The organism is Chromatocurvus halotolerans, assembly GCF_004340525.1.
In the GTDB taxonomy this organism is placed as follows: Bacteria; Pseudomonadota; Gammaproteobacteria; order Pseudomonadales; family Halieaceae; genus Chromatocurvus; species Chromatocurvus halotolerans.
The window spans coordinates 1-26702 of sequence record NZ_SLWX01000009.1; the positions used below are offsets into that span (position 1 = coordinate 1).

At 63.3% G+C, this 26702-nt stretch carries 32 protein-coding genes and 1 pseudogene; 16 read left to right on the plus strand and 17 right to left on the minus strand.

The features are described 5' to 3' along the window. Positions 1-67 (plus strand): annotated as a pseudogene (locus EV688_RS17955) (ATP-binding protein); the annotation flags it as partial. Positions 68-161: 94 nt separating this feature from the next. On the opposite strand, the gene EV688_RS10880 reads toward EV688_RS17955, so the two are convergent. Further along, entirely contained in the window at positions 162-689 is a 528-nt protein-coding gene (locus EV688_RS10880) for an Arm DNA-binding domain-containing protein (RefSeq protein WP_131917631.1), read from the minus strand. A gap of 179 nt (positions 690-868) precedes the next feature. Next, positions 869-1741 carry a YicC/YloC family endoribonuclease gene (locus EV688_RS10885; protein ID WP_240624378.1) on the minus strand — a complete coding sequence of 291 codons (873 nt, stop codon included), beginning with the start codon at positions 1739-1741 and terminating at the stop codon, positions 869-871. A 135-nt stretch (positions 1742-1876) separates the two neighbouring features. On the opposite strand from EV688_RS10885, the gene rph reads away from it, so the two are divergent. Next, complete coding sequence (rph, locus tag EV688_RS10890; protein ID WP_117318406.1) at positions 1877-2599, plus strand: ribonuclease PH; 723 nt, start codon at positions 1877-1879, stop codon at positions 2597-2599. Between the two features lie 27 nt (positions 2600-2626). Here the strand turns inward: rph and EV688_RS10895 are convergent, their stop codons facing one another. After that, complete coding sequence (locus EV688_RS10895; protein WP_117318404.1) at positions 2627-3394, minus strand: exodeoxyribonuclease III; 768 nt, start codon at positions 3392-3394, stop codon at positions 2627-2629. Between the two features lie 137 nt (positions 3395-3531). On the opposite strand from EV688_RS10895, the gene pyrE reads away from it, so the two are divergent. Together pyrE and EV688_RS10905 are read left to right on the plus strand one after the other, a co-directional pair. Further along, the gene (gene pyrE, locus EV688_RS10900; protein WP_117318402.1) at positions 3532-4191 is read left to right on the plus strand and encodes an orotate phosphoribosyltransferase; all 660 of its coding nucleotides are present in this window, start codon (positions 3532-3534) and stop codon (positions 4189-4191) included. 50 nt (positions 4192-4241) lie between these two features. Continuing rightward, positions 4242-4886, plus strand: a complete 645-nt coding sequence (locus EV688_RS10905) for an HlyD family secretion protein (protein ID WP_240624377.1) — start codon at positions 4242-4244, stop codon at positions 4884-4886. A gap of 81 nt (positions 4887-4967) precedes the next feature. Here EV688_RS10905 and slmA read toward each other — a convergent pair whose 3' ends face one another. The 4 genes from slmA to coaBC all read right to left on the minus strand — a co-directional run bounded on the left by slmA (position 4968) and on the right by coaBC (position 10410). Continuing rightward, positions 4968-5615, minus strand: coding sequence for a nucleoid occlusion factor SlmA (gene slmA, locus EV688_RS10910; protein WP_117318400.1), 648 nt, complete (start codon positions 5613-5615; stop codon positions 4968-4970). 81 nt (positions 5616-5696) lie between these two features. After that, positions 5697-6599 (minus strand): acetylglutamate kinase, encoded by a 903-nt coding sequence (argB, locus tag EV688_RS10915; RefSeq protein WP_117318398.1) that lies wholly within the window; start codon positions 6597-6599, stop codon positions 5697-5699. A gap of 33 nt (positions 6600-6632) precedes the next feature. Beyond that, positions 6633-9128: a phosphomannomutase/phosphoglucomutase gene (locus EV688_RS10920; protein WP_117318396.1), complete on the minus strand. Its 2496-nt coding sequence runs from the start codon at positions 9126-9128 to the stop codon at positions 6633-6635. Positions 9129-9171: 43 nt separating this feature from the next. Next, the gene (coaBC, locus tag EV688_RS10925; protein WP_117318394.1) at positions 9172-10410 is read right to left on the minus strand and encodes a bifunctional phosphopantothenoylcysteine decarboxylase/phosphopantothenate--cysteine ligase CoaBC; all 1239 of its coding nucleotides are present in this window, start codon (positions 10408-10410) and stop codon (positions 9172-9174) included. Positions 10411-10514: 104 nt separating this feature from the next. Between coaBC and radC the strand changes: the two genes are divergently transcribed. The 6 genes from radC to EV688_RS10955 all read left to right on the plus strand — a co-directional run bounded on the left by radC (position 10515) and on the right by EV688_RS10955 (position 14417). Then, positions 10515-11189 carry a RadC family protein gene (gene radC / locus EV688_RS10930; protein ID WP_117318392.1) on the plus strand — a complete coding sequence of 225 codons (675 nt, stop codon included), beginning with the start codon at positions 10515-10517 and terminating at the stop codon, positions 11187-11189. Between the two features lie 129 nt (positions 11190-11318). Then, the gene (locus EV688_RS10935) at positions 11319-12422 is read left to right on the plus strand and encodes a DUF2817 domain-containing protein (RefSeq protein ID WP_205686657.1); all 1104 of its coding nucleotides are present in this window, start codon (positions 11319-11321) and stop codon (positions 12420-12422) included. A 240-nt stretch (positions 12423-12662) separates the two neighbouring features. Further along, a complete protein-coding gene (gene rpmB / locus EV688_RS10940) occupies positions 12663-12899 on the plus strand; it encodes a 50S ribosomal protein L28 (protein WP_117318390.1) in 237 nt (78 codons plus the stop codon). 26 nt (positions 12900-12925) lie between these two features. Next, complete coding sequence (gene rpmG, locus EV688_RS10945) at positions 12926-13081, plus strand: 50S ribosomal protein L33 (RefSeq protein WP_117318389.1); 156 nt, start codon at positions 12926-12928, stop codon at positions 13079-13081. 103 nt (positions 13082-13184) lie between these two features. Next, positions 13185-14000 carry a bifunctional DNA-formamidopyrimidine glycosylase/DNA-(apurinic or apyrimidinic site) lyase gene (gene mutM, locus EV688_RS10950; protein ID WP_117318387.1) on the plus strand — a complete coding sequence of 272 codons (816 nt, stop codon included), beginning with the start codon at positions 13185-13187 and terminating at the stop codon, positions 13998-14000. Positions 14001-14057: 57 nt separating this feature from the next. Beyond that, positions 14058-14417 (plus strand): hypothetical protein, encoded by a 360-nt coding sequence (locus EV688_RS10955; protein ID WP_117318385.1) that lies wholly within the window; start codon positions 14058-14060, stop codon positions 14415-14417. Positions 14418-14420: 3 nt separating this feature from the next. Here EV688_RS10955 and coaD read toward each other — a convergent pair whose 3' ends face one another. Then, complete coding sequence (gene coaD, locus EV688_RS10960; protein WP_117318383.1) at positions 14421-14906, minus strand: pantetheine-phosphate adenylyltransferase; 486 nt, start codon at positions 14904-14906, stop codon at positions 14421-14423. A 76-nt stretch (positions 14907-14982) separates the two neighbouring features. Further along, on the minus strand, positions 14983-15585 hold the full coding sequence (gene rsmD, locus EV688_RS10965) for a 16S rRNA (guanine(966)-N(2))-methyltransferase RsmD (RefSeq protein WP_117318381.1): 603 nt from the start codon (positions 15583-15585) through the stop codon (positions 14983-14985). 72 nt (positions 15586-15657) lie between these two features. Between rsmD and ftsY the strand changes: the two genes are divergently transcribed. From ftsY to trmB, 6 genes are all read left to right on the plus strand, one after another. Then, entirely contained in the window at positions 15658-16722 is a 1065-nt protein-coding gene (gene ftsY / locus EV688_RS10970; RefSeq protein WP_117318379.1) for a signal recognition particle-docking protein FtsY, read from the plus strand. A 5-nt stretch (positions 16723-16727) separates the two neighbouring features. Then, positions 16728-17387 carry a cell division ATP-binding protein FtsE gene (ftsE, locus tag EV688_RS10975; protein ID WP_117318377.1) on the plus strand — a complete coding sequence of 220 codons (660 nt, stop codon included), beginning with the start codon at positions 16728-16730 and terminating at the stop codon, positions 17385-17387. A gap of 1 nt (position 17388) precedes the next feature. After that, a complete protein-coding gene (gene ftsX, locus EV688_RS10980; protein WP_207895405.1) occupies positions 17389-18366 on the plus strand; it encodes a permease-like cell division protein FtsX in 978 nt (325 codons plus the stop codon). Positions 18367-18490: 124 nt separating this feature from the next. Further along, entirely contained in the window at positions 18491-19345 is an 855-nt protein-coding gene (gene rpoH / locus EV688_RS10985) for an RNA polymerase sigma factor RpoH (RefSeq protein WP_117318375.1), read from the plus strand. 17 nt (positions 19346-19362) lie between these two features. Continuing rightward, entirely contained in the window at positions 19363-19740 is a 378-nt protein-coding gene (locus EV688_RS10990) for a DUF423 domain-containing protein (RefSeq protein ID WP_117318373.1), read from the plus strand. A gap of 79 nt (positions 19741-19819) precedes the next feature. Further along, complete coding sequence (gene trmB, locus EV688_RS10995; RefSeq protein WP_243650299.1) at positions 19820-20464, plus strand: tRNA (guanosine(46)-N7)-methyltransferase TrmB; 645 nt, start codon at positions 19820-19822, stop codon at positions 20462-20464. A gap of 32 nt (positions 20465-20496) precedes the next feature. On the opposite strand, the gene hemW is transcribed toward trmB, so the two are convergent. Genes hemW through EV688_RS11035 form a run of 8 tightly spaced genes read right to left on the minus strand, consistent with a single transcriptional unit; the run spans position 20497 to position 26641 of the window. Then, positions 20497-21639 (minus strand): radical SAM family heme chaperone HemW, encoded by a 1143-nt coding sequence (gene hemW / locus EV688_RS11000; RefSeq protein WP_117318369.1) that lies wholly within the window; start codon positions 21637-21639, stop codon positions 20497-20499. Next, positions 21636-22241: an RdgB/HAM1 family non-canonical purine NTP pyrophosphatase gene (gene rdgB / locus EV688_RS11005; protein ID WP_117318367.1), complete on the minus strand. Its 606-nt coding sequence runs from the start codon at positions 22239-22241 to the stop codon at positions 21636-21638. The genes hemW and rdgB overlap by 4 nt, the downstream gene beginning before the upstream one ends. Position 22242: 1 nt before the next feature. Further along, positions 22243-22701 carry a DUF4426 domain-containing protein gene (locus EV688_RS11010; RefSeq protein ID WP_117318365.1) on the minus strand — a complete coding sequence of 153 codons (459 nt, stop codon included), beginning with the start codon at positions 22699-22701 and terminating at the stop codon, positions 22243-22245. A gap of 1 nt (position 22702) precedes the next feature. Further along, positions 22703-23293: a methionine biosynthesis protein MetW gene (gene metW / locus EV688_RS11015; protein WP_117318363.1), complete on the minus strand. Its 591-nt coding sequence runs from the start codon at positions 23291-23293 to the stop codon at positions 22703-22705. After that, positions 23293-24441, minus strand: coding sequence for a homoserine O-succinyltransferase MetX (metX, locus tag EV688_RS11020; RefSeq protein ID WP_117318361.1), 1149 nt, complete (start codon positions 24439-24441; stop codon positions 23293-23295). Before metX ends, metW begins: the two co-directional genes overlap by 1 nt. Positions 24442-24451: 10 nt before the next feature. After that, complete coding sequence (locus tag EV688_RS11025; protein ID WP_117318359.1) at positions 24452-25039, minus strand: YggT family protein; 588 nt, start codon at positions 25037-25039, stop codon at positions 24452-24454. A gap of 30 nt (positions 25040-25069) precedes the next feature. Further along, entirely contained in the window at positions 25070-25891 is an 822-nt protein-coding gene (gene proC, locus EV688_RS11030; RefSeq protein ID WP_117318357.1) for a pyrroline-5-carboxylate reductase, read from the minus strand. Positions 25892-25948: 57 nt separating this feature from the next. Further along, a complete protein-coding gene (locus EV688_RS11035; RefSeq protein WP_117318355.1) occupies positions 25949-26641 on the minus strand; it encodes a YggS family pyridoxal phosphate-dependent enzyme in 693 nt (230 codons plus the stop codon). Positions 26642-26702: the final 61 nt, after the last annotated feature.

Genomic DNA, 26702 nt, shown 5'->3' on the forward strand with positions numbered 1-26702 from the left:
GACCGTCTCACCCACCACTGCCACATTGTGGAAACCGGCAACGAGTCCTGGCGGTTCCGTCACAGCCTGGCAAGCGGCAACAGCAAGCGGAGAAAGCCGGCAACGACCCAGCCCGATGAAGGAGAGAACGAACCCGAAAAAACAGACTTATCCACAGACGCCTAGATATACTGGGCACCCGTAACCCGGGTCAGAATTGGATGGAAATCCTGGGTCAGTTTTAAACGGCAACCAACAATTGAGCGAATAATGCTCAGAATATCTCCTGCGTTTGCTCTATCTACGGCAAGCTCGCCGATCTTAGGCTTAATATCTTTTCGGTAAACCCGCTCAGGGATTTGAGGATTCTCCAACCGGTTTTTGCAGTCTGCAAGCCAGTCAGCCGCCACGTCATTGATGGTTTTGATTTTGGTGAGTTCTGATCGTTTCTTTTCAGCAATGGGGTCAATGCCCTTTTTGATCTCTGCCCTGGTTTGCGCTGCTGCTAATTTCGCCTCTGCTAGGGGCATGCCTTCAGGGGGCTTGCCGTAGCGGCCGAGGGTGAATTCCCTGCGTTTGCCGTGAGTGGTGTAGCGGAGAATCCAGAAACCGCTGCCTTCTACCGTAACGCGAAAGTATAAGCCCCTATCAACGGTAAATTTACCTGGGGAGGCAGCTTTGAGTTTTGCTTTTATCTGAGCGTCATTCATTGGATTGCTAATGTGGTGACAGGGAGGCTAAATATGGCATAAGAGCATGCTTTATGCCACCATTCCTGTCACCGTTATGGTGCAATCATACGAACACTTTTGAAAGCTTATGAAATGTTAATTCTACTTAAACCATTAATATTTATATATATTTTTATTTCATGAGCATTCATGGAATATCATTCAATATTCTGCACCTGCTCGCGCATCTGCTCTATCAGGACCTTCAGCTCGACCGCGCTGGCCGTCAAACCGGCATCTGTAGACTTTGACGACAGCGTATTTGCTTCGCGATTGAGCTCCTGCATCAGGAAATCGAGGCGGCGGCCGCAGGGGCCGCCGGCCTTCAGCGCCTGTCGCACGGCATCGACATGGGTCTCCAGGCGGTCCAGCTCCTCTTCCACATCGGATTTCTGGGCCAGGTAGACCAGCTCCTGCTCAAGTCGCCCGCTGTCGACGTCGATGTCGAGCGCGTCGAGTCGCTGCTGCAGGCGCTCCCGCAGCCTCGCCTGCAGCAGCGGGAGCTGGTGGCGCAGGCTTTTCGTCTCGACGAGCATGGCATCCAGGCGTTGCTCCAGAAGTCTCGCGAGCTGTCTGCCCTCGACAGCGCGGGTTGTCACGAGTGCGGCAAGCGCGGCATCGAATGCCTGCAGCGCGCCTGTCTGCAAGGCGTCGTTGTCTGTCGGCGGTGTGCGCATCACGCCGGGAAACTGCAGAACCGCGAAGGGGTCCATGGGCGCGCTGTGGCCCAGGCGGGCCGCGACGATGGCACCGGCGTCAAGCAGGCGGGTGAGCAGCGGCTCGTCCAGCACGAGGGCCGCTGCCCCCGCGGATTCCTCCAGGACCTTAATCGAGCAATCCACCTTGCCGCGGTTCAGCTGTCTTGCGAGGCTCTCGCGCAGCCGCGGTTCCAGGGAACGCAGTTCCTCGGGAAGCCTGAAGTGGTTGTCGAGGTAGCGATGATTGACGCTGCGCACTTCAACAATGACGGTTCCCCCCGCGCCCGCGTTCTCGCCGCGGGCAAATGCCGTCATGCTGCTGATGCTGGACATTGCCACCTCCCCAAATCTGCAGCGCCGATAGTATCAGCAAGCGATTCCCTCCTGCAGCTGCGCGGTGACCTAGTGCGGACGCCGGCGGGGTGCTTCTGTATACTGCCGCGTTTTCGTCAACGGAGAGACCCCGGCATGCAACGACCCAGTGGACGACAGCCCGACGCCCTGCGCACCGTGACGCTGGAGCGCGGCTACACCCGGCACGCCGAGGGTTCCGTGCTGGTTTCTTTTGGTGGTACCCGCGTTATCTGTACCGCTTCCGTCGAGCCCGGCGTGCCTCGTTTCCTTCGCGGCACCGGCCAGGGCTGGGTGACGGCAGAGTATGGCATGCTGCCGCGATCCACAGGCAGTCGCATGGCGCGCGAGGCCAGCCGTGGACGTCAGGGTGGGCGCACGCTCGAAATCCAGAGGCTTATCGGCCGTTCGCTGCGCGCGGCGCTGGATATGAAGAAGCTCGGTGAGAACACCATCACCGTTGATTGCGACGTCATTCAGGCCGATGGCGGCACGCGCACGGCCTCTGTCACCGGTGCCTGCGTGGCGCTGGTGGACGCACTGAATGGCCTGCAGCGCAGCAAGGCGCTGTTGTCCGACCCCCTGAAGAACATGGTGGCTGCGGTCTCCGTAGGCGTCTACCAAGGCGTGCCGGTGCTCGATCTCGACTATGACGAGGATTCGCGCGCAGAGACTGACATGAATGTCGTCATGTCCGATGCAGGGGGCTTTATCGAGGTACAGGGCACGGCAGAAGGCGCGCTGTTCGGGCGCGAAGCCCTCAACGCCATGATCGACCTCGCCACCGATGGCATACAGGAACTGTTCGCGCTGCAGCGGGCGGCGCTGGCGGGAGGTTAGCCGCCGGGCGCACCGCCGCGTGTGGCGTCAGGGTTCGATATCGTAATCCATGATGACCGGCGCGTGGCTGGAGAACGCCTGTACCTTGTAGATGGCGCCGTATTCAATCTGGTATTTCAGGCTCTGTGAAACCACCTGCATGTCCGTGCGCCAGCCGTTGTTCTCGCGGCTGTCATCGTCGGGCCACCAGGTGAATTCATCACGATCGGTGTTTACCTCGCGAAAAGCGTCCACATAGCCGCTGCTGAACAGCTCGTCCATCCACTGGCGTTCTTCCCCGAGGAATCCGGGCTTGTTGCCATTTTCAACGGCATTCTGCAGATCGGCGGCGGTATGTGCGATGTGCCAGTTGCCGCAGATAATGAATTCGCGGCGCTTGTTGCGCACTTTCTGCAGGTGGTTGCCTAGCAGCTCGAAGAACTCGGATTTGCGTGCCAGTGCGTCGGCATCGTCAGCGCTGGCGCTGGGCGCAAGCAGGCAGCCGACGCTGAGCCGCTCGTAGTCCGCCTGTATGTAGCGCCCCTGCATATCAAAATCGGCGAAACCGAGTCCGGTCATGATGGCTTTCGGCAGCTTGCGGCAGTACAGCGCCACGCCATTCTTCTTGCCATCAATGTCGTCAAAAAAATAGGCGTTATACTCGGGCGGGAAGTATTTCTGGCTGCGCAGGTCGTATTCCGAACAGCGGATATCCTGAATGCAGATGAAGTCCGCATCCTGCTCCGCTATCCAGTCGTAAAGACCTCGTTTCGCCGCCTGCTTCAAGCCATCGGCACTGAAACTGATGATTCTCATTGGTAATCCCCCGCCTCGCGGTGACTATGATACCGAATCCCGGCGTGTCAGAATACTCGCTTCGCTCATTTGGCCGCAGTTGCCACCATCGCCTGCTGCAGGCCTGGCGCCTGCCAGACACCCCGGGGACGTTCCCAATGAAACGCTATCAGGAAGATTTCATTGCGCTGGCGCGCGAGCACAATGTGCTCAAATTCGGTGAGTTCACCCTGAAGTCAGGGCGCACAAGCCCCTACTTCTTCAATGCGGGCGCTTTTGCCACCGGCGCCGCTCTCGCCGCACTGGGCCGATATTACGCGCAGTGTATCGTTGAGGCGGGTGTCGAATTCGATGTGCTGTTGGGTCCGGCCTACAAGGGAATCCCCCTGGCGACGGCAACGGCGATCGCGCTGTCTGATCATCATGGTCGCGATGTGCCTTTTGCCTACAACCGCAAGGAAGCCAAGGCGCACGGTGAGGGCGGCGTACTGGTGGGTGCGCCGCTGGACGGGCGCGTGCTGGTGATCGACGATGTGATGACCGCCGGTACGGCCGTGACGGAAGTCATCGGCCTGATTGAGCAGTCGGGAGCGCGCTTTGCGGGCGTCGTGATAGGCCTGGACCGGCAGGAGCGCGGTCAGGGAGTCCTTTCGGCAGTGCAGGAGATTGAGTTGACACACGGCGCGCCGGTCATCAGCCTCATAGGCATGTCGGATATCATCGAATACGTGGAGCAGGACGGTGATCTCGCCCAGGATGGTGTTCTTGCAGCAATGCGGAACTACCGCACGAAATACGGTGTCCAGTGTACCAACTAATGGGCCGCTGGCTTGTGTAGAGGGTCGCGTTGCCCCTATATTGGACAGGTATGAAGACAGCGATTCCGCTTCTTGTTCTGTGCGCGCTTCTTGTGCTGCCGCTTCCGGCAGAATCCCGCGAGATGTATCGCTATGTCAACCAGGACGGTAACCATGTCATTGGCTATCAGGTACCCCCTGAGCAGGTTGCGCTGGGTTATGAGGTCCTCAACGAGAAAGGCGTTCTGATTGACGTTGTACCGCCCATCCTCGATGACGAAGCCCGCGCCGACATGGACGCGCAGCAGCGCAGGGACAGCGAGGCAGAAGCCGAGCGCAAGCGACTGCAAAAGTGGGATGAGTCACTGCTTCTGCGCTACAGCACGATAGAGGACATCGAAGCGGCGCGTGACCGTGCGCTGCGGGATCTGCGAATCCGGGTCAGCATCCTCAAGGGCAAACAGCGCTCGTTAAAGCAGCAGGTCGAAAACTACCAGGCCGAGGCTGCCGATCAGGAACGCCGCGGCGGCACCGTCGATGAGTCGCATCTGAAGGCAATCGACGACGTGCAGGCAGAAATCAGTGCCACCGAACGCAGTATTGCCGACCGTCAGCGGGAAATCGCGGCGGTCGAGGCAGATTACCAGCGCGATATCGATCGCTTCGCAACGCTGCTCGAACTGGTTGAAATACGCCGCGCAATGAACGCGCAGTGACGCAGCGTCTGCAATCCCGTCGAGAAGGGAGCGCACCTTGCCGGCCGCACCTCGCCGGCCGCACCTCGCCGGCCGCAGCACCTATCCGGTGGATTCCTTTAGTGCTGACGTTGCGCCAGGGCCCGGCGCGGCCGCCACGGCCTCGCGGAAAAAATTCTGCATCAGATACTGATACTGCAGCGACCAGTCTTCCGTCGGTGATCGTCGGAAATTGCTGCGTACAAACTGGGTGATGCGGCCCTCGGCTGCCGCCACCAGCAGGTTTGCCGCCGCCGGGAGGGGCAGCACCGGACGCAGTCCCTCGCGCAGTTCGGCCTCGCGCAGCACCTGCTTTATCTGGGTCTCAAAACGCTCGTAAAGCTGCAGCACTCTTTGATGCAGGCGCTCGGTTTCTCCGGCCAGGGCATCCCCGTTCATGATGCGTGACATTCCGGGATTGCGCTCGGCAAAGCTGAGAAGCAGTATCAGCATGTTGCCGCAGCGTTCCGCCGCCGTGTTTTCCTCGCGCAGGATAAGGGCGACGCGCTGGAACAGGCTGTCCTCGATGAACTCGATCAGCCCTTCGAACATCTTGGCCTTGCTGGGAAAGTGCCGGTACAGCGCAGCTTCCGAGACGCCCACCCGCGCCGCCAGCTTCGCCGTGGTGATTTTTTCACCGGGGCTGGACTCCAGCATCTCTGCCAGCGCCTCAAGGATGTCCTGGCGACGCTGGGATTTTTTCTGCACCATGAAAAAGGCTCGCTTTGCTGAAGCTACATCGTAGCCACGGAGTGATGCCGCCGCAACTCGGCAGCCATATGTCAGCGGCGCTCAGGCGCCGCGTCGGGTGATCTTCGTGCCCAGACCCTCGTCAGTGAAGATTTCCAGCAGCACGGCATGTGCGACCCGGCCGTCGACGATATGCGCGCTGCCAACTCCCGACTTCACCGCCTCGAGGGCGCAGCTGATCTTGGGGAGCATCCCGCCGTGCACGGTTCCGTCTGCAATGAGCGCATCCACCTCCGCCGTGCTGAGACCGGTCAGCACCTTCTGCTGGCGGTCCATCAGTCCGGCAACGTTGGTCAGCAGCATGAGTTTCTCCGCCTGCATGACCTGGGCTATCTTGCCGGCTACCAGGTCGGCATTGATGTTATAGGTGTTGCCCACGTTGTCGGCACCAATCGGTGCGATGACCGGAATGAAATTGCTGTCGAGGATGACGTTGAGCATTTCGGTATCGATCTGCCGGACGTCGCCGACGTGACCGATATCGATGATTTCCGGTGCCGACAGTTCCGGGCCCTGCCGGGTAATCTGCAGGCGCTCAGCGCGGATCAGACCGCCGTCCTTGCCGGTAACCCCGATCGCTTTGCCGCCGGCGCGGTTGATCGAGGTAACGATCTCCTTGTTGACGCGGCCCCCAAGCACCATCTCCACCACGTCCATCGTCTGCGTATCGGTTACCCGCATGCCGTCGACGAATTCGCTGGGAATGCTCAGCTTTTCCAGCAGCGCGCCAATCTGCGGACCGCCACCGTGAACGACAACCGGGTTCATGCCAACCAGCTTCATCAGAACGATATCGCGGGCGAAACTTTCGTGAAGCAGTGGATCGACCATGGCGTTGCCGCCGAACTTGACCACAATGGTCTTGCCGGTGAAGCGCTGTATGTAGGGAAGTGCCTCGGTAAGAACCTTGGCGACGTTCATTGCGGCGTCGGGGGATAGTGACATGGCAGTGCGGCGCTCAGATGGCGCCTGGGTCTCCTAGAAGTTGATCTCGAGGTCCGGGTGGACAATGCCGAGCTGCTCCCGGAAGACGCTCATGACATCTTCCAGCGCGCTGTCATCGTTGCCCTCGAAGCGGGCGGTCAGCGCGGCGGATGTATTGGAGGCGCGCAGCAGTCCCCAGCCGTGGCTAAAGTCAACGCGAACCCCGTCCAGATCGTTCACCCGACCATGGGGGAAGCGCGCCTGCTCCCGGAAGTGATCGACCAGGGCAAATTTTTTCTCCTCATCCACCGGCAGTATGAATTCCGGAGTGCTGGAGGCAGACGGTAAAGCGCTGACCAGCTCGTCCAGCGTGCCGTCGCCGCCGCTGAGAATCTCTGCCAGCCGCCCGGCTGCGTACATGCCATCGTCAAACCCGAACCAGCGGTCTGCAAAAAACAGATGGCCCGAGAATTCGCCGCCGAGAATCGCATTGGTTTCGACCATCTTCTGCTTCATCAGCGCGTGTCCGGTTTTCCACAGAACACCGCGGCCACCAAGGCGGGTGATGAGCTGGCCCAGATGGTTGCTGCACTTGACGTCGTACACGACGTCGGCCCCCGGATTGCGCGCTACTACATCCTGCGCAAACAGCATCAGCAGTGAATCGGCGCGCACGATGCGACCCGTGCCGGTCACGGCGGCCACGCGATCGCCATCGCCATCAAAGGCAATGCCGAAATCGGCGGATTCGCGGGTGACCGCGGCGGCGAGGTCGCGCAGGTTCTCTTCGTTGCCGGTGTCCGGCGGATGATTGGGAAAGCGACCATCCACCTCGCAATAGAGCGGCACCACTTCGCAGCCCAGTTCCTCGAACAGCATCGGTGCGATGTGGCCGGTTGCTCCATTGCCGGCGTCGATAACGACCTTCAGCGGCATGGCGATGGCGATGTCGCCAATCACCTCATCAAGGTAATCGGGGATGATGTCCTGCTGGATCATGTGGCCATTGCCGCGGCTGAATTTGCCTGACAGGGCCAGGCTGCGGATTTTTTCGATGCTGCCTTCTGCCAGCGTCTGCTTCTGCAGGACGATTTTCAGGCCGTTGTAGTCTGCCGGGTTGTGGCTGCCGGTAACCATGACGCCGGATGGGGTGTTCGTGTGGTGCGTGGCGAAATACATCAACGGGGTTGGCACCAGGCCAATGTCGATGACATCCCGGCCGGATTGCAGCAGCGCTTTTTCCAGCGCCGCCTTGATGCGTCCGCTGCTTGCCCGGCCATCGTAGCCAAGCACCAGCGTCTGCTCGTCCATGCTGCCGGCGAGGGTTCCTATCGCGGCACCGATCCGGTAGACGGTTTCGTCATCCAGCTCCTGCTCGGCCAGTCCGCGGATGTCATAGGCCCTGAAAATGTGCCCGGGAAGCGATGTCGCCGGGCCGCTGACGCTGGTGACCGGGGCACTGCGTGGGGTATCGCCGCTGGTGATGGCGGGCGCAACACGGGGGACGCTGCCAGCGGCGTCCAGCCGTGCCCGCCGCAGCGTGAGCTTGCGCAGCTCGCGCGCCAGCGGCAGTAGCTCCGGCGCGCGCAGCGTAAAGGGCGTGCGGTGCTCGGCGGCGGATACGGTGCGTGCGACCTCTGCTCTCAGGAGGGTGGGATAGCGCAGCATGACCAGCAGCAGCGCCGCAATACCGGCGAGTCCCAACAGTCCGAGGCTGGCGAGAGGAGCGCTGACGCCGCTGCGCAGATCCTCCAGCAGTGATGTGGAGGGCGTGAAAAGTAGCGTCCAGGAGGTGCCCGCGATCGGCCCGCGCGCCGTATCCTGCCCCGTCGGCTGGCTTCCGGCAATGACGGTGCTGTTATTGCTCCGCGCGCCGACGTAGCGCTGTTCAATCGCCAGCTCGCCCTGTCTGCCGTCTCCGATAGCGAGCGCGGCGTCGAAAAACGACTGTGACAGGGTCAGCAACAGCACGGCCTGACGGTCGGCTTCCGCAGCGCGGGACTGTGCTCCGGAAACGGCGATGGAAATCAACCACTGATCGTCGACCTGATAAGCCTCGGGCCCCGCTTGCTCACCGTTGCTTGCGCGCCGCACCAGGTCGATTTCGATATGATTGCGCAGCCCCAGCCCGCTACTTGACTGCTCGGCGGTACCCATTTCAGAGAGCGGCAGCAGCCGCAGGCTGACAGCCTCCGGGAAAGCTTCCCGCAGGTACGCTTCGGCATCGGTGATGGCCGCTATGGAACCCTCCGCCAGTGCCTGACTCACCAGGGCACCCCGCGATGCGCGGATCGCCCGCTCGCGCAATGATGCAAGAGTGCCCGCGATGGCCTGCGCCCGCTGCTCCGCGAAGCCGCCGGTGACACGGCTCACGATCTCGCGTTCCATCATTGGCTGGCGCACCATCAGCAGGAACGCCACGACGCCAGCCAGGGTAACGGCCACCAGCGCAAGACTGTGCAGCGTAATTGTGTGCAGGCCATTGCCCTGCGCGGTAATACCGTGGGCATCACGCGCTGCCTGGTGTTTTTTGGCTTCTTTTTTCAGCATAGTGCCCTGGTTTCCGGCGCTGGTGGCCTGGTCCGCCAGTGTATTACGGTGGCGGGCTTTGTGGAACGGCCCCTTCCTGGCCCCGGTGGGTATACAGGTCAGCGATGGCGGTAATGATCCCGCGGGCGATGGTGTTCTTCGACGCCATGTCGAGGACCCTGCTGCCGGCGGGCCAGACCAGGGTCACGGCATTGCTGTCACTGTTGAAGCCAATGTCGCTGCGTGAGACATCGTTGGCGACGATCAGATCGAGATTCTTGCGCTGCAGCTTGTCCCGCGCGTAATCCACGGGGTCGCCGGTTTCCGCGGCAAAGCCCACGGTGAAAGGCCGCGGATGAAGGGCAGCAATAGTGGCCACGATGTCCGGGTTGCGCACCAGCGCCAGTTCCATGCTGTCTGCATGGATCTTCTTTATTTTCGTGGCCGCCGCCTGAAGCGGCCGGTAATCCGCCACCGCCGCACAGGCGATAAAGATGTCGCAGTGTGGGGCCAGCTCCTCGCTGGCAGCCAGCATGTCCCGGGCGCTCACGACGTTGCGGCGACTGACGTGGGCCGGTGTATCCAGAGTGACCGGGCCGCTGATCAGCTGCGTGACAGCACCGGCGTCGACCGCGGCCTCAGCCAGTGCGAATCCCATCTTGCCGGAGCTGTGATTGCTCAGGTAGCGAACCGGGTCGAGTGCCTCCCGGGTCGGACCGGCGGTAATGACCACGCGCAGGCCGGCGAGCGCACCGGAGGTGAATAGCGCAGCAGCACGGCCGGCGATGGCCGACGGCTCGCTCATGCGTCCGGGGCCAATATCGCCACAGGCCTGATCGCCGGCATCGGGCCCTACCAGCAAAATGCCGCGGGCGGCCAGGGTTTCGGTGTTGGCAGCCGTGGCAGGGTCCCGCCACATCTGCTGGTTCATCGCCGGTGCCAGCATCTTCGGTGCAGGCGTTGCCAGCGCCACGGTGCTCAGTAGGTCATCGGCGCGACCACCTGCCAGGCGCGCCATCAGATCGGCGGTGGCCGGCGCAATCAGCAGAAGGTCAGCCCAGCGCGCGAGCTCGATGTGCCCCATGCCGCGCTCGGCCTGCTCATCCAGCAGTTCCCGGTGCACCGGGTTGCCGGACAGCGCCTGCAGCGTCAGCGGGGTAATAAAGGCTTCTGCCCCGCGCGTCATGATCACACGGACGTTGGCGCCCAGCGCCTGCAGCTCACGGACCAGCTGGGCAGATTTGTAGGCGGCGATGCCACCACACACGCCCAACAGGACATTGCGATTGAAAAGATGTGCCATTTGCGCCTTCGGGCTGGGACAATGGGGCGGTACCAGAAAGCGAAGATAGCATTCTGAACCCGGTTTTCACACTGTCCCCGGAGAGGCTCAGGGAGGAGCTCATCATGGCGATCTGTGACTGGCCGCGCGGCGAAGGTCCGCGGGACAAGCTCCTGCAGCGCGGCGCGGCCGCCCTGTCTGACGCTGAGTTGCTGGCCGTTCTGCTGCGCACCGGTCGTGCCGGCTGCTCTGCCCTGGATCTTGCGATGGCCCTGCTGCATCGCGCCGGTGACCTGGCCACGCTGCTGGCGATGGATGCCAATGCACTGGCCGATGAACCCGGCGTTGGCCCGGGCAAGTACGCCATGTTGCAGGCCGCCATGGAGTTGGCGCGACGCTCGGTGGAGCAGCACCTCAAACAGGCGGACGTCATGTCCAGCCCCCGGCGCACGCGACAGTTCCTGCAGCATCACCTGGCCGCGAGGGAGCGGGAAATCTTTTCCTGCCTGTTCCTCGACAGTCAGCACCGCCTGCTGCGTTGCGAAGACCTGTTTTTCGGTACGCTGGACGGTGCCGCGGTCTATCCGCGGGAGGTGGCGGTTCGCGCCCTGCAGTATCGCGCCGCCGCGGTGATTTTCGCGCACAATCATCCCTCGGGAATCGCCGAGCCCAGCGCCGCGGATCGCCGCATTACCGAGCGGCTGCAGGCGGGACTGGGGCTGCTGGATATTCGCGTACTCGACCACATCATCATCGGTCGGGGGCAGGCCTATTCCTTCGCCGAGTCTGGCCTCCTCTGAGCTGCGTGGCCCTGGCTGCCCGGTCGGTCGCTGTTCACCGCAACAACCATTGTTTGCAGGCTGCGGCTGGCCTAGAGTAACCGCATGGCGGCAGCCACCCTGGCTGCACGCGCCCCTGCAGAGAGCCGCATGATGGCAGCGTTATCCGGCGCCGACCGCCTGCCGGTGGATATCCGCCTGTTTGCCGACGATTATCCGGGGGCACGCGAGCGCTTTTATACCGCCTGTGAGGGCCTTCCGGATATTGCGCTGCGCGCGGTCAGCTGTCCGGCTTCGGGGCCCCGTGGCGAGGCTCTGCAGACAGACGTTGCCTGGCTGGGGGATGCCACCGCCGGTAACGTGCTGCTCGTGATATCCGGGACCCACGGCGTCGAGGGATTCGCCGGTAGCGCCGTGCAGTCGGCGTTTCTGCAGGCGTTGCCGCCGCTGCCGGAGAACACGGCCATTCTCATGGTGCATCTGCTGAATCCCTGGGGTGCAGCCTGGCTGCGCCGCTGTGACCATGAGGGTGTCGACCTCAATCGCAACGTGGTGGACTTCACCGCCCCGCTGCCACAGAACGGGGGGTATACCGAGCTTCGCGATGCGCTGTTTGCGGGCCCGACGGAATGCCGCATGGCGCTGGCGGCGTACGCACAGAGACACGGCCAATCGGCCCTCGAGTTCGCGGTCAGTGGTGGGCAATACGCCGATCCCGCGGGCCCTTTCTATGGTGGCACCCAACCGAGCCACGCCCGCAGGCTGCTCGAGCACCTGATTGCGGAGCGCGGTCTCGCCGGCAGGCGTCTGGCGGTGATCGACATCCACACGGGACTCGGACCCTTCGGCCACGGTGAACTGATCTGTGATCATGAACCCGACAGTCCCGGTACCGTTGCCGCCCGGCGCTGGTACGGTGGCGGTGTGGCCTTGCCGCTGGCGGGAACCTCGTTCTCCGTACCCAAGCTGGGCTTGATCGACTTCGCTTTCCATCCTTTCATGCGGGAGGATGGTTGCTTTATCACCCTCGAGTTTGGCAGCTACGCGATGCAGGAACTGCTCGCCGTGATCATTGACGATCATCGTCGCTGGATGGCGGGTGATCGCGGCGTGTCAGGGCGCGCGCCGATTCGCCAGCATTTCTGCCCCGATGACCGGAGCTGGCGGGAGATGGTGCTGTGGCGTGGACAGCAGGTCCTGCGACAGGCGCTGGCCGGGCTGGGCGCTGACGCACAGGCGGGGCGGCCAGGATAGACCGCAGGCGACGGCGGTCAGACCGTGTTCGCGGCGAAAAGTGGCTTGCGCAGCCCCGGGTGTTCTGGTATAAAGTCGCGCTCCGCGCGGCGGGCACTCCCTTTTCGGACTGCCTGGCGTCCTTAGAAAGGCGCAAACCGCCCAGAACAAACAGTGTCTTCCCGAATCACCCGCTGCAGTGGGGCACGGGGAGCCAGGGCACGGCCACAACCGGTGCGTCGTCCCTCCAAGGAGAGAGCAATGGCAAGAGTCTGTCAGGTCACCGGCAAGCGTCCGGTCACCGGTAACAATGTATCGCACGCGAAGAACCGCACGCGCCGTCGGTTTCTGCCCAATCTGCACCACCACCGTTTCTGGGTGGAGACCGAGAAGCGCTTCGTTACCCTGCGCGTATCGGGCAAGGGCATGCGCATCATCGACAAGAAGGGTATTGATCAGGTCCTGGGCGAACTGCGTGCCCGTGGCGAGAAATTCTAGCGCTAGCAGCGCCTGGGAGCATTAGCATGAGAGAAAAGATTCGCATGATTTCGTCCGCTGGAACAGGGCATTTCTATACCACGGACAAGAACAAGCGCACCACGCCGGACAAGCTGGAAATGAAAAAATACGATCCGAAGGCGCGCAAGCACGTCATGTACAAGGAAGGCAAGATCAAGTAAGCCGTCGTGTACTGGCGTCGAGAAGCCCTGGCCTGCGCCGGGGTTTTTTTTGCCTGCCTGCCGCGTCGATGGCCGGGGCGCGTCACTGCGACAGGCGCGGGCAATGCCTGAGCTGCCTGAAGTGGAGACGACGCGTCGCGGCCTTTCGCCACATGTCGCTGGCCGTCGCATAGACTCGGTGGTGGTGCGCGAGTCGCGGTTGCGCTGGCCTGTGCCGTCGAATCTGGCGACCTGCCTGGTGGGCAGCACCATCAACGATGTCCGGCGTCGGGCCAAGTATCTTCTTTTCCAGACCGCGCGCGGTGAGCTCATGGTGCACCTGGGCATGTCCGGTTCGCTGCGCATGGTGCACCCGTCCACGCCACTGCTGCTGCATGACCATATCGACCTCAGGCTGGAGAACGATCTCTGGCTGCGCTACAACGATCCTCGCCGCTTCGGCAGCTTTCACTGGCTGCCCGCCGGCGAGACGCCCCATCCGCTGCTGACTCACCTTGGCCCCGAGCCCCTGGGTGACGCCTTTGACGGGCGTTATCTGTACCGCCTTTCGCGCGGGCGTCGCGCGGGGGTGAAGCCCTTCATTATGGATGGCCGCGTTGTGGTGGGAGTCGGCAACATCTATGCTTCCGAAGCCCTTTTCCTCGCCGGTATCTCGCCATCGCGCCCCGCCGGCCGCGTCTCGCTGGCGCGCTACGAGCGATTGGCCAGCTGCATCAGGCAGGTGCTTGGCGCCGCGATCGCGCAGGGTGGCACGACACTGCGCGATTTTGTCGGTGGCGACGGCAAGCCGGGCTACTTCGCCCAGCAGCTCTGGGTCTATGGGCGGGACGGACAGCCCTGCAAGCGCTGTGGTGCGCTGTTGCGTGAGAAGCGCCTGGGGCAGCGCAGCACTGTCTACTGCGTAGCCTGCCAGCGTTGAAGGGGCTACACTAACCCGATAAATAACACAGGTGGATCGGTTCCACAGGAGACTGGCATGCAACACCGGCGATTGCGAAACGTTCTGGGCGCCGCTGCCCTGGGTGCGCTCATGGTCACGTCATTGGCAGTGCCCCGCGCGTTTGCGCAGGCGGTTGATGAAACCCCCGACCCCTTTGCCATGGTCGGAGATCTTGTTGTCGCGCGACCGATAGGTCTGGTAATGACGGCGGTAGGTGCGGCGGCTTTTGTCGTCAGTCTGCCGTTTACCGCAATGGCGGGTCATGTCAGCGAGTCGGCGGAAACCCTCGTTCTCGGCCCCGCGGAAACCACCTTCGTGCGCTGCCTCGGTTGCCGCAACACCGGCTACAGCTACAAGGACAAAGAGCTCAGGGACGCGCGCAAGAACCGGGAGTGAGGCTTACCGGTCGAATTTTTCTGCCAGGGCCCTGGCCACCACCGCCGGCACAAATGGCGTGACATCGCCGTGCAGCGCTGCAATTTCGCGCACCAGGGACGAAGAGATGTAGGACAGGTGTTCCGAGGGTGTCAGGAAGATGCTTTCGAATTCCGGGTAGATCGCCCGGTTCATGTTTGCCAGCTGAAACTCGTACTCGAAATCCGCGACAGCGCGAAGGCCACGCAGCACGCAGCGGGCGTTCTGGCTCTTGGCAAAATCCGTCAGCAGGTTGGCAAAGCCCACGACCTCTATGTTGTCGAGGTGTGACAGCGAGGTGCGGCAGAGATCAACCCGCTGCTCGAGATCAAACAGCGGCGTCTTTTTTTCACTGTAGGCGATAGCCACAACAACACGATCAAACAGGCGTGCCGCGCGCTCCGCCAGGTCCACGTGTCCGTTGGTGATCGGATCGAAGGTGCCCGGATAGATAACCGTCTCGCGACTCATGGCCACATCCCCCTGCCGCTGCGAGCCGCGATGGTAAACAATTCACCGCCGTCCCACAATTCGGCGCCGGGACCGATCAGTGCCGAGGCGCGCAGCGGTACAGCCCGTAATGGACCGCCCCGGCACGTTTCTGTCGCAATGCCTCCCACTGTCCGCCGGGGAACCACGCTTCAGGCGCCTGCCCGCTTTCGATGTAGATCAGGCTGTCTTTGCCCGGCACAGCACTGGCCTGAAGCTGCTGGCAGATACCCGGCAGCAGATTCTGTGCGAAGGGTGGATCGAGAAAAATCACGTCGTAGTGACGTTGACAGCTGGCGACGAAGTCCGAGGCCTGCATCGCATGGCAGTCGGCCTTACCGCCGGCTTCCAGTGTTGCCAGGGCTGTTGCCACAGCGCGCAGCACATCCGTGTTGCTGTCGACAAAGGTGCAGTGAGCGGCGCCGCGCGAGAGCGCTTCGATTCCCAGGGCACCGCTGCCCGCAAACAGGTCGAGGCAGCGGGCACCCGCAATATCGGGCTGTAGCCAGTTGAACAGGGTTTCACGAATGCGGTCGGCGGTGGGACGCAGGCCCTGTGCATCGGCCACCGGCAGTCGGCGGCCGCGCCAGCGACCCCCAATAATCCGGATCTGTCCGCCTGCCGGATGCCGTGCTGCGGGCTGCCTGCGACCTGTCGCCATTTCTTCACTCTTTGCCGCGATGGTAGGATAGACGCTGTCCCGGGCGCCAGCCTTTACTTTATCACGGTCATTATGAAGTTCTTCAAACGCAAGAAACCCGAATCCGCGCCCGATGATGCCGCCGTCGTAACTCCACCCGAGGGGTCTGATGAGGCTGTATCGAGCCCTGCGCCCCAGCCCGTGCCGGCGGAGCGGCCGAAGCCACAGGAGGCGGATGGCGACGGGTTCTTCGCCCGTCTTCGGCGCGGGCTGGGGCGCACCAGCGATAACCTGGTCGCCGGCGTGGGCAACCTGTTCCTTGGCCGCAAGGAAATCGACGCCGAACTGCTCGAGGAACTGGAATCGCGGCTGCTGATGGCCGACCTGGGCGTCGAGGCGACGATGCAGACCATCGAACGCCTGACCCAGCGCGTGTCCCGCAAGGAGCTGACGCAGCCCGAAGCACTGGGTGATGCCCTGCGCGATGAACTGTTTGCCATTCTCGAGCCCTGTGAAAAGCCGCTGGAGGTCACCGGGCACAAGCCCTATGTCATTCTGATGGTCGGCGTGAACGGTGTCGGCAAGACCACGACTATCGGCAAGCTGGCGAACCGCTATCGCGACCAGGGTCTGTCGGTCATGCTGGCGGCGGGCGATACCTTTCGCGCCGCCGCCGTCGAACAGCTTCAGGTGTGGGGTGAGCGCAACCAGGTCCCGGTGGTTGCCCAGCATACCGGCGCCGACAGCGCCTCTGTGCTGTTTGATGCTCTGGCGTCGGCAAAGGCGCGGGAGGTCGACGTGCTGATCGCGGATACCGCCGGACGTCTGCACAACAAGGACAACCTGATGGAGGAGCTGCGCAAGGTGGTGCGCGTGCTGCGCAAGCAGGACCCTCAGGCCCCGCACGAGGTGATGCTGGTTCTGGATGCGGGCACCGGGCAGAACGCGCTGGCGCAGGCGAGTCATTTCACCGATGCCGTGGGCGTGACCGGCATCACGCTGACCAAGCTCGACGGCACGGCCAAGGGCGGCATCATCTTTGCCATCGCACAGAAGCTCGGACTGCCGATTCGCTATATCGGCGTCGGTGAAACGGCCGAGGACCTGCGGCCCTTTGCCGCCCGCGAGTTCATTGACGCCCTGTTTGATCGCGAGTAGCGCGGGTGATCTCCTTCGAGCGGGTCAGCAAGCGCTACGACAACGGTCACGACGCGCTGCGTGAAGTGTCCTTTGACGTCAATCGCGACGAGCTGGTGTTTCTCACCGGACACTCCGGTGCCGGCAAGAGCACGCTGCTGCGCCTCATCATGCTTATGGAGCAGCCGACGCGGGGTCGGGTCGTGGTCAACGGCAACGATCTGTCGCGCATTGGCCGCCGCGGTGTGCCGGCACACCGGCGCGGTATCGGTGTGGTGTTCCAGAATCACCGGCTGCTGTTTGATCGCCCGGTGTTCGATAATGTCGCGCTGCCGCTCACGATTGCCGGCTACGACGATCGCGAGGTCGGGCGCCGGGTGCGTGCGGCGCTGGACAAGGTCGGCCTGCTGGATCACGAGCGCGCCATGCCGGTCACGCTGTCCGGCGGCGAGCAACAGCGGGTGGGCATCGCCCGGGCGGTCGTCGGCCGGCCACCGGTATTGCTGGCGGACGAACCCACCGGCAACCTGGACCCGGCGCTGTCGGCGGAAATCATGCAGTTGTTCGCCGACTTTGCCCGCGTCGGTCTCACGGTGCTGATTGCCAGCCACGACCTGTCCCTGATCTCCCGCCTGCGGCATCGCATTGTCACCTTGCGCGAGGGCAGGCTTGTGGGTACTCACTAACGTGCCTCGTGCGAAAAAACGGCCTCCCGAAGGTGCGCGTGTTGCGCGCCGCGGTGTCGTTACCCGCTATCGGGCCTGGGTGCGGCATCACCGTGCATCCGCCGCAGACTCCCTGCTGAAGATACTCGATCATCCCGTGTCCAGCATGCTGACCTGGCTGGTCGTCGGCATCGCCATGGCCCTCCCGGTCAGCCTGATGCTGACCCTGGATAATCTTCGTGGCCTCGAGGGTAGTGTGGCGGATGAGGCGAGCCTCTCGCTGTTTCTCGCGGAGTCGGTCGATACTGCCGCCGCCCGCGCGCTGGCGCAGACCATCAGCGAGCGGGATGACGTGGCCGGCGTGCGCTACCATTCGCGTGACAAGGCGCTGGAAGAATTTCGGGAACAGTCGGGTTTTGCCGACATTATCGACGGTCTTGGGAGCAATCCCCTGCCGCACCTGCTTCTGGTTACCCCCCGGGACCGGACGTCCGTGGCGGCGAGCGAAGATCTCGCTGCAGCGCTGTCGGGACTGCCAGCGGTGGCGGAGGTGGTCGTGGATAGTGCGTGGCTGCGGCGACTGCAGGGGCTGCTCGCCGTGGGCGAACGTATTGTGTTGACGCTGGCGCTGCTGCTGAGCATGGGGGTGGTGCTGATCCTCGGCAATACCATTCGCCTCGCGATAGAAAATCGCCGTGAGGAGATCCGGGTGGTCCGGCTGGTTGGCGGCAGCAACGCCTTCGTGCGCCGACCTTTTCTTTATACCGGGTTGTGGTACGGCGTTGGCGGCGGTGTCGCCGCCGCGATGCTCACTGCACTGGGGCTCTGGTCGCTGGGCGGGCCGGTATCGGCACTGGCCGCCGCCTATGATGCCGAGTGGAGCCTCAGCGGGCTCGGAATTGTCGGCAGCTGCCAGCTGGTGCTTGCAGGTGGCGTGCTGGGGCTTGTCGGCGCCTGGGTCGCTGTGTCCCGACACCTGCGGGCGGTCGAGCCGGCATGATGGCCCAGGTTGATGTCGCTCCTGTGAAAACGCGCTCGCTGGGGCCGGTGGGCGGGAACTTTCCGGGTGTTAGCACTCTAATGGCTGGAGTGCTAAACTTGGCTCCGCTGTGGAGGGGACAACCATGACAATGACCATTCAGCCGATAGATCAGCTGGTACCGGGAGCCAACCTGGCGGCCTACGTGCAGGCCATCGGGCGTATACCCATACTCACCGTCGATCGTGAGCAGGAGCTGGCACGGCAGCTGTACTTTGACAACGACGTGCAGGCCGCCCGCGAACTCGTGATGTCGCACCTGCGTTTCGTTGTGCACATCGCCCGCAGCTACCGCGGTTATGGCCTGGCCGAGGCCGACCTCATTCAGGAGGGCAATGTCGGCCTGATGAAGGCGGTGAAGCGCTTCAACCCGGACAAGGGTGTGCGGCTGGTGTCCTTCGCGGTGCACTGGATAAAGGCAGAGATTCACGAATTCATCCTGCGCAACTGGCGCATCGTCAAGGTGGCAACCACCAAGGCACAGCGCAAGCTGTTCTTCAACCTGCGCAGCGCCAAAAAGGGTCTGGCGTGGCTGAGTGCCGACGAGGCGCAGGCGGTCGCCGCGGATCTCGGTGTCAACGTACAGGAAGTGCAGCGCATGGAGGGTCGCCTGAGCAACCGCGATCTGGCGTTTGATGCGCCTGCGGACAGCGACGATGATAATGTCTGGCAGTCGCCGCAGTACTACCTGGAAGATCATTCCGGTGATCCGGCGCAGGCGGTCGAGTCCGAGAACTGGCAGCAAAGCAGTGAAGACGGCCTGTATCTCGCGCTGGAAGAGCTCGACGCGCGTAGTCGTGACATTCTGGCCCGCCGCTGGCTCGCGGAAAACAAGGCCACGCTGCATGAGCTGGCAGCCGAGTATGGCGTATCTGCAGAGCGGATTCGCCAGCTTGAACAGGCAGCGATGAAAAAGCTGCGCGCCACTATCGCCGCCTGACGGAGTCCACCAGCGCCATGGCAAGGTTGTTCATTACCCTCGGCGCGTTCGCCGGTCTGCTCGCCGTGACGGTTGGCGCTTTCGGCGCCCACGCCCTGCGTGGGCGACTCGATGACTATGCCCGCGATATCTTCGAGACGGCCGTGCAATACCACTTCTATCATAGCCTGGCCCTGCTGGCAGTGGGACTTCTCGCGGTCAGTGCGCCCGATTCCAGTCTCCTCAGGTCGAGCGGCTGGCTGTTTGTTATCGGGCTGTTCCTGTTTTCCGGCAGCCTCTATGCACTCAGTCTCACCGGGGTGAAGTGGCTCGGTGCCATCACCCCGCTGGGTGGCCTCGCCTTTATTGCCGGCTGGGGCTGCCTGGCGGCCGTCGGCTGGAAGCTACTGCCCTGATACCGGTTGTTCCTGACCCTCTATGAGCGATACGCGCCCGCGGCGGCCCATACGCAGTTTCGTGCTGCGAGCCGGCCGCATGACCGACGCCCAGCAGCGTGCCTTTGATCGTGAGTGGCGTCGCTGGGGGCTGGATTACGCTGCGGAAGCACTCGATCTCGACGCCACCTTTGGCGCGGACACGCCACGCGTGCTGGAAATCGGATTTGGCATGGGGCAGTCACTTGCCGACATGGCTGCTGCGAGTCCGGAAACGGGCTTTATCGGTATCGAGGTACACCGCCCCGGCGTTGGCCGACTGCTGCATCTGCTGGCAGAGCAGGGTCTCGGCAATGTCCGGGTGTTCTGCCACGATGCGGTAGAGGTTCTGCGCGACTGTATTGCCGCAGAAGCGCTGGATGCGGTGCAGATATTCTTCCCGGACCCCTGGCATAAAAAGCGCCATCACAAGCGCCGACTGATTCAGCCGGATTTTGTCGATCTGGTAGCGAGTCGACTGCGGCCGGGCGGTCGTCTGCACCTGGCAACGGATTGGGAGCCATATGCAGAGCAGATGCTCGAGGTGCTATCGGACAATCCCCTGCTACAGAACACCGCAGAAAACGGAGGCTTCGTGCCTCGCCCGGAGAGTCGACCCCTGACCCGCTTCGAGCAGCGCGGGACGCGACTGGGTCACGGCGTTCGCGATCTGGTATTCACCCGTCGCCAGGGCATGGCCAGTTAGCGCCCGGTGTATTTCCGGCACCGGCGCGTGGGTCAATCGGCAAAGAAACGCGCTACAACGTTGTCCAGAAAACGCCGCCCCAGGCGCGTCGTGCAAAGGACATCGGGGGAAGTCTCAAGAAGATCCTCCTCGACAAGGCTCGCCACCGTCGCCTGTATGGCGTCGAATGGCAGTCCCGTCGCTTCGCTGAACCGCTGCACGGGCACGCCCGCATCCAGCCGCAGTGCATTGAGCATGAATTCTCCGACAAGGTCCTGGGCGCTCAGCAGGCGCTGCTGGCTGGTGTGCTGTCCGGGCGTCGCGGTCAGATAGGCGTCCGGCTGCCGGGTTTTTGCATAGCGCCAGACACTGCCGTCCGGCCGCGTGATCTTGCCATGCGCGCCGGCGCCGAGCGCCAGGTAGTCCCCGAACTGCCAGTAGGTGAGGTTGTGCCGACAGCGGGCGCCGCGGGCGTAGGCAGAGACTTCGTAGCGCATGAAGCCCCCGGCCGCGAGTGCCGCGCCGCCCTCCTCCTCCAGCCTGGCGAGGCTGTCCTCCACGGGCAGCAGTGGTGGCGCGCTGTAGAAACGCGTATTGGGTTCGATGGTGAGCTGATACCAGGACAGGTGCTCCGGGGCGAGCCGCATGGCCTGCTGCAGGTCGGCCATACCCGCCTTCACACTCTGGTCCGGCAGGCCGTGCATCAGGTCCAGGTTCAGGTTGTCAAAGCCGGCCGCGCGGGCCGCGTCGACGGCCCGCAGCGCCTGCGTCGCACTGTGAACCCGTCCCAGAGCCTGCAGCGAGGCATCGTGAAAGCTCTGTATGCCCAGTGACAGGCGGTTGACGCCGGCGGCACGGAAACCGGCGAATTTGCCCGCTTCGGCGCTGCCGGGATTGCTTTCCAGCGTTATCTCGATATCCCCGGCCAGCTGCAGACGCGCGTTCACGCCCTGCAGAAGCCGGTCGATGGCGCCGGCGGAAAACAGGCTGGGCGTGCCGCCGCCGATGAAAATGCTGGTGACCTGTCGCTTGCCGGCCAGCGCGATATCGTGATCCAGGTCCTGCAGCAGCGCGGTCACATAGCGATCTTCGGGCAGGTGCCGGCGCTCGTGGGAGTTGAAATCACAATAGGGGCACTTTTTCTCGCACCAGGGAAGGTGGATATACAGCCCCAGGGCATCCGCTGCGGGGTTCACCCGTCTTCGTAACGCAGCGCGTCGAGCAGCGCGATGCTGGCCCTGCCGCGATGACTGATACGGTTTTTCTCGTCCCGCGGCAGCTCCGCGGCACTGCACTGATGGGAGTCGACCCAGAACAGGGGGTCGTAGCCGAAGCCGCCCTCGCCGCGGGCCACGTGCAGGATGCGGCCGCGCCAGCTGCCCAGCGCAATCACGGGCGTGGGATCCTCCGCGTGGCGCAGCAGTACCAGGGCACAGTAAAAGCGCGCATGGCGTTCCGTCTGCTTGACAGTTGCGAGGGCGCGCAGCAGCTTGGCGTTGTTGCCGGCGTCGCCCTCCCCGGAATAGCGCGCCGAGTGAACACCGGGGGCGCCGGACAGCGCCGCGACTTCAAGGCCCGAATCGTCGGCGATTGCCGGCAGGCCGGTATGGCGAGCCGCGTTCCGTGCCTTGATCAGCGCGTTCTCCACAAAGGTGGCGCCGGTTTCGGCGACCTCCGCTACGCCCAGGCTGTCCTGCGTGACCAGTTCCAGCGACAGGGGTGCGAGCGTGCGCGACAGCTCGGCCACCTTGCCCGCATTGCCGCTGGCGACAACCACCCTTCCCGCGAGCGCTGCCATATCAGTGGATGTAGAGCTGGTGCTTGAATTTGTGGGTATAGGTGCGGTCGGCGCCCTGTGGGCGGAAGGTCAGCTCGAACCAGCGCCACTCGCGATTGATGAACTTGAACTCGCCGATGTAATACACCGCGGAGTCTTCATTGATCTCGATAAAGTCCATCGGCTGCTCGGCAATCAGGTCCCAGGACCGGCCTTTCAGCGCCATGGGCACCGTGGTGGCCTCCGCATCCCCCTTGCCCTCCAGGTGCTCGCGCACGGCGATATTGACGATACCGCGCCGCTTGCCGCGGACAATGCCGTACTGCGCCGCCACCTCGGGATCGAGGAAGGTCGTGTTGACCACGCTGAAGTGCAGCTCGTAGTTGTCGAAGCGCTTGGACTGCTGGGCCTGCGCAGTGACGGCCACCAGCGGCAGCAGCAGGCAGGCGAGGACGGTGGTGTTTTTGAATAAACGATACATATCAGCGCGTTATGTGGTAGATCGCCGTCAGCGCGAACAGATTCGGCCAGCTGTTGGCAAGCAGTGCATGGGATGCCGAATTGCCCACCATGTCCCGCGCCAGAATGCGTATGCCCTTTTGCGCACAGAGGGTCTCGAAGTCGCGCACGGTACAGAAGTGGATATTCGGCGTGTCGTACCAAGTATAGGGCATGAAGCGCGATACTGGCATACGGCCCCGGGAGGCCAGGTGCAGACGGCACTGCCAGTGGCCGAAATTGGGAAAGGTGACGATGCCCTCGCGGCCGATGCGCAGCATCTCGTCGAGTACCCGGTCCGGGTAGTGCACGGCCTGCAGGGCGTGGGCCATGACCACGGTATCGAAGCTCTGGTCCGGGAAGTTGTCCAGACCGGCGTCGAGATCCTGCTGCAGGATGCTGAGGCCACGCGCCACTGCCGCGGTGATGTTGTCGCTGTCGATCTCGATGCCGGTGCCCGACACCTGCCGGCGGTCGCGCAGCAGCTCCAGAAACTCGCCGTTGCCGCACCCCAGGTCGAGCACGCGGGCGCCGGGCCTGATCCAGCGCAGGATGTGGGCCAGGTCCTGACGCATCAGCGGTCTGCCTCCACGCGCTGCATATAGGCGCTGAACACGTCGAGGTAGCGCGGTATCGGCATCAGGAAAGCGTCGTGGCCCTCGCTGGCATCAATATTCACGTAGGTGACATCCCGCCTGGCGGCAATCAGTGCGTCCACGATCTCCCGCGAGCGCGCCGGCGAGAAGCGCCAGTCCGTGCTGAAAGACACCACCAGGAAGCGACAGCGGCTGTTTTCCAGCGCGGCAACCGGGTCATCGCCGTATTCCCGCGCCAGGTCGAAGTAGTCCAGCGCCCGCGTCATGAGAATGTAGGTGTTGGCGTCAAAGCTCTCGGAGAACTGACTGCCCTGGTAACGCAGGTAGCTCTGCACCTGGAATTCCGCGGCCTCCGTCGCGCCCTGTTCGAGGCTGCCCGAGCGCAGTTCGCGCCCGAACTTGTCCGCCATGGCGTCGTCCGACAGATAGGTGATATGCCCGATCATGCGCGCCAGGCTGAGTCCACGTACCGGGACCTTGCCGTTGCGCAGGTAGTGGCCATTATCGAAGTCCGGGTCGGCTTCGATGGCGTGGCGGGCGATTTCGTTGAAGGCGAGATTCTGTGCGCTGAGACGCAGGGCGGCGGCAATCACCACGCAGTGGCGCAGCCGGTCGGGGTACAGCAGCGCCCAGCGCATTGCCTGCATGCCGCCCAGGCTGCCGCCGATGACCGCGGCCCAGCAGTCGATGCCGAGGCGGTCGGCGAGGCGTGCCTGGCTGTGCACCCAGTCGCGCACGCGCAGGTCCGGAAAATCCGGCCCCCAGGGCTGGCCCGTTCCCGGGTTGATGCTCGCCGGTCCGGTGGAGCCGTGGCAGCCACCGATGTTGTTCAGGCTGACGACAAAAAAGCGGCGGGTGTCGATGGGCTTGCCTGGGCCGATGCATTCTTCCCACCATCCCGGCTTGCGGTCATCGGTGCGATAGCGACCGGCGGCGTGGTGATGGCCGCTGAGCGCATGACAGATCAGTACCGCATTGCTGCGGTCTGCGTTCAGTTCGCCATAGGTTTCATAGACGATGTCGTAGCTGTCGAGGCTGCGGCCACAGGCCAGCGCCAGCGGCTCGTCGAAATGCAGCGTCTGAGCGGTGACTAGCCCGACCGAGCCCGCTGTTGCCGTGGTGGTCATGCGGCTCCGGTCAGAGACCCATCACCAGCGCCGGGTGCAGGCCAATTCCAGCGGCGACGTGTCGCAGCGCAATCTGCAGGACGTTGATCAGAATAAATACCAGGATGGGTGAAAAGTCGATGCCGCCCATCGGCGGCAGCAGGCGACGCACCGGCGCCATGACCGGCTCGGTAATCTGATAGATAAGCAGGATTGCCGGATGACGGCTGCCTCCCGCCACCCAGCTCAGGATGATCATGGCCAGCAGCGCAAAGAAATAGATATTCACCAGCAGTGCGATGACGCCCACCGCCGACCAGGCGATGATGAGCGTGATGTTGGGCAGTCCGACGCCATTCAGAAGCAGCAGCAACACAATGCCCAGGGCCTGCAGCAGGACCGACTCGACCAGCGCGGCGAGATCGAAGCGCCCCACGGGAGGCAGCAGACGCCGCAATGGCGCCAGCGCAGGATTGGTGACCTTGACCACGAACTGGCTGACCGGGTTGTAGAAGTCGGCCTGCGATGCGTGCAGCAGGAAGCGCAGCAGCATCACCAGCAGGTACAGGCTCAGCGCGGTCTGGATCAGATAGCCGAGTATTTCGTTCAGTGCACTCATGCCGTCGGGGGTCTCTTGTGTAGTGAATAATCAGCCCAGTTCATTGCTCAGCTCCTCTGACCGCGCGCTGCAGGCAGTCAGTGCGTTGTGCACGAGCTCGCGCAGTCCCTGTGCCTCGAAACTGGCGATGGCGCGCTCGGTGGTGCCCTTCGGGCTGGTCACCCGCTGGCGCAGCTCGTCCAGTGGCACACCACTCTCGAGCGCCATGCGTGCGGCGCCGAGGCAGGTCTGCTGAACCAGCGCCGTCGCGGTGTCGCGATCCAGCCCGAGCCGCTCACCGGCATTCACCATGCTTTCCATGAACAGGAAAAAGTACGCCGGTCCGCTGCCGGAGACCGCCGTCACCGCGTGCAGCTGCTGCTCCTCTTCGACCCACACGCTGGTGCCGACCGCGTCCATGATGGCCTGGGCGCGCTCGCGCTGCAGGCTGGAAACCTCGGGGCTGGCGAACAGCCCGCTGGCGCCACTGCCGAGCAGCGATGGTGTGTTGGGCATGCAACGCACAACAGGCGCCGCCGTATGTAGCCATCGTTGATAGCTGGCGATAGGTACGCCTGCCGCGATTGTCAGGATCAGCGCGTCGCTTTCGGCAACAACCGGCGCGATGCTGGCGCAGACTTCCGCCATTACCTGCGGCTTGACCGCGAGGATGATGACATCGGCTCCCGACGCGGCCGCGGCATTGTCGGTACCTGTTGTTACCGGCGCCACGCGGGTCAGATGTTCAAGACTCTCTGTGGAGACGTCGGCGGCGTGAATCGACGCCGCCCGGTGGCCGCTGGCGGTGAGCCCGCCAATAATGCTCGATGCCATGTTGCCGGCACCGATGAAGGCAATGCTGAAATCGGACACGAGGTGCTCCCAAAGGCCGGGAAAGCCCGCGAGTATACACGGGCGTTGCCGGTTAAATCATCCGCTGCGCGGGCCGAAGATATCGGTGCCGATGCGCACCAGTGTGGCGCCTTCGGCAATGGCGCTTTCGAGGTCGGCCGACATGCCCATGGACAGAGTGTCCATTGTGGGCACCGTTTCCTGCAGGTCCCGGAACAGCTCCGCGACGCGCGCGAAGGCCGCGCGCTGGGCAGCCACGTCGTCAGTCGGTGCCGGAATGGCCATCAGTCCGCGCAGGCGAAGGCGCGGCAGCTGGAGTATCGCGCGAGCCAGCGGCGCGAGGTCTTCGGGGGCGACGCCGGATTTGCTGTCCTCGAGGGAGACATTGACCTGCAGGCAGATATCCAGCGGCGGCAGGCTGTCGGGGCGCTGCTCATTCAGCCGGCGGGCGATCTTTTCCCGGTCGACGCTGTGCACCCAGTCGAAATGTTCGGCGATGGCGCGGGTCTTGTTGGACTGGATCGGGCCGATGAAGTGCCAGCGGGCGTCGAGGTCGGCGGTGGCCTGTCGTTTTTCCAGCGCTTCCTGAAGGTAGTTTTCGCCGAGGTCACGCAGACCCGCGGCAACGGCGGTGCGCACCTCATCGCTGCTGCGGGTCTTGCTCACGGCCATCACGGTGACGTCATCGGCGCGGCGACCAACTTTTTCCGCGGCGGTGCTTACCCTTTGGTGCACGTTTGCTATATTGAGGCGAATGCGTTCTGCGTCCATGCCGGAATAATAGCGGATAGCGGCACAGGGGGCGACGCCTCCCGCCCATTGAGCGTGTCGT

Bases quoted from the DNA above. Each gene is read 5' to 3' on its own strand.
- EV688_RS11035 (WP_117318355.1), bottom strand. From the start codon at position 26,641: ATGGACGCAGAACGCATTCGCCTCAATATAGCAAACGTGCACCAAAGG.
- EV688_RS10990 (WP_117318373.1), top strand. From the start codon at position 19,363: ATGGCAAGGTTGTTCATTACCCTCGGCGCGTTCGCCGGTCTGCTCGCC.
- EV688_RS10905 (WP_240624377.1), top strand. From the start codon at position 4,242: ATGAAGACAGCGATTCCGCTTCTTGTTCTGTGCGCGCTTCTTGTGCTG.
- metW (WP_117318363.1), bottom strand. From the start codon at position 23,293: ATGCGTCAGGACCTGGCCCACATCCTGCGCTGGATCAGGCCCGGCGCC.
- EV688_RS10885 (WP_240624378.1), bottom strand. From the start codon at position 1,741: ATGTCCAGCATCAGCAGCATGACGGCATTTGCCCGCGGCGAGAACGCG.
- metX (WP_117318361.1), bottom strand. From the start codon at position 24,441: ATGACCACCACGGCAACAGCGGGCTCGGTCGGGCTAGTCACCGCTCAG.
- EV688_RS10935 (WP_205686657.1), top strand. From the start codon at position 11,319: ATGATGGCAGCGTTATCCGGCGCCGACCGCCTGCCGGTGGATATCCGC.
- rdgB (WP_117318367.1), bottom strand. From the start codon at position 22,241: ATGGCAGCGCTCGCGGGAAGGGTGGTTGTCGCCAGCGGCAATGCGGGC.
- rph (WP_117318406.1), top strand. From the start codon at position 1,877: ATGCAACGACCCAGTGGACGACAGCCCGACGCCCTGCGCACCGTGACG.
- rpmG (WP_117318389.1), top strand. From the start codon at position 12,926: ATGAGAGAAAAGATTCGCATGATTTCGTCCGCTGGAACAGGGCATTTC.
- trmB (WP_243650299.1), top strand. From the start codon at position 19,820: ATGACCGACGCCCAGCAGCGTGCCTTTGATCGTGAGTGGCGTCGCTGG.
- EV688_RS11010 (WP_117318365.1), bottom strand. From the start codon at position 22,701: ATGTATCGTTTATTCAAAAACACCACCGTCCTCGCCTGCCTGCTGCTG.
- EV688_RS10880 (WP_131917631.1), bottom strand. From the start codon at position 689: ATGAATGACGCTCAGATAAAAGCAAAACTCAAAGCTGCCTCCCCAGGT.
- coaD (WP_117318383.1), bottom strand. From the start codon at position 14,906: ATGAGTCGCGAGACGGTTATCTATCCGGGCACCTTCGATCCGATCACC.
- coaBC (WP_117318394.1), bottom strand. From the start codon at position 10,410: ATGGCACATCTTTTCAATCGCAATGTCCTGTTGGGCGTGTGTGGTGGC.
- EV688_RS10895 (WP_117318404.1), bottom strand. From the start codon at position 3,394: ATGAGAATCATCAGTTTCAGTGCCGATGGCTTGAAGCAGGCGGCGAAA.
- radC (WP_117318392.1), top strand. From the start codon at position 10,515: ATGGCGATCTGTGACTGGCCGCGCGGCGAAGGTCCGCGGGACAAGCTC.
- mutM (WP_117318387.1), top strand. From the start codon at position 13,185: ATGCCTGAGCTGCCTGAAGTGGAGACGACGCGTCGCGGCCTTTCGCCA.
- rsmD (WP_117318381.1), bottom strand. From the start codon at position 15,585: ATGGCGACAGGTCGCAGGCAGCCCGCAGCACGGCATCCGGCAGGCGGA.
- EV688_RS10955 (WP_117318385.1), top strand. From the start codon at position 14,058: ATGCAACACCGGCGATTGCGAAACGTTCTGGGCGCCGCTGCCCTGGGT.
- ftsY (WP_117318379.1), top strand. From the start codon at position 15,658: ATGAAGTTCTTCAAACGCAAGAAACCCGAATCCGCGCCCGATGATGCC.
- pyrE (WP_117318402.1), top strand. From the start codon at position 3,532: ATGAAACGCTATCAGGAAGATTTCATTGCGCTGGCGCGCGAGCACAAT.
- argB (WP_117318398.1), bottom strand. From the start codon at position 6,599: ATGTCACTATCCCCCGACGCCGCAATGAACGTCGCCAAGGTTCTTACC.
- EV688_RS11025 (WP_117318359.1), bottom strand. From the start codon at position 25,039: ATGAGTGCACTGAACGAAATACTCGGCTATCTGATCCAGACCGCGCTG.
- rpmB (WP_117318390.1), top strand. From the start codon at position 12,663: ATGGCAAGAGTCTGTCAGGTCACCGGCAAGCGTCCGGTCACCGGTAAC.
- slmA (WP_117318400.1), bottom strand. From the start codon at position 5,615: ATGGTGCAGAAAAAATCCCAGCGTCGCCAGGACATCCTTGAGGCGCTG.
- rpoH (WP_117318375.1), top strand. From the start codon at position 18,491: ATGACAATGACCATTCAGCCGATAGATCAGCTGGTACCGGGAGCCAAC.
- EV688_RS10920 (WP_117318396.1), bottom strand. From the start codon at position 9,128: ATGCTGAAAAAAGAAGCCAAAAAACACCAGGCAGCGCGTGATGCCCAC.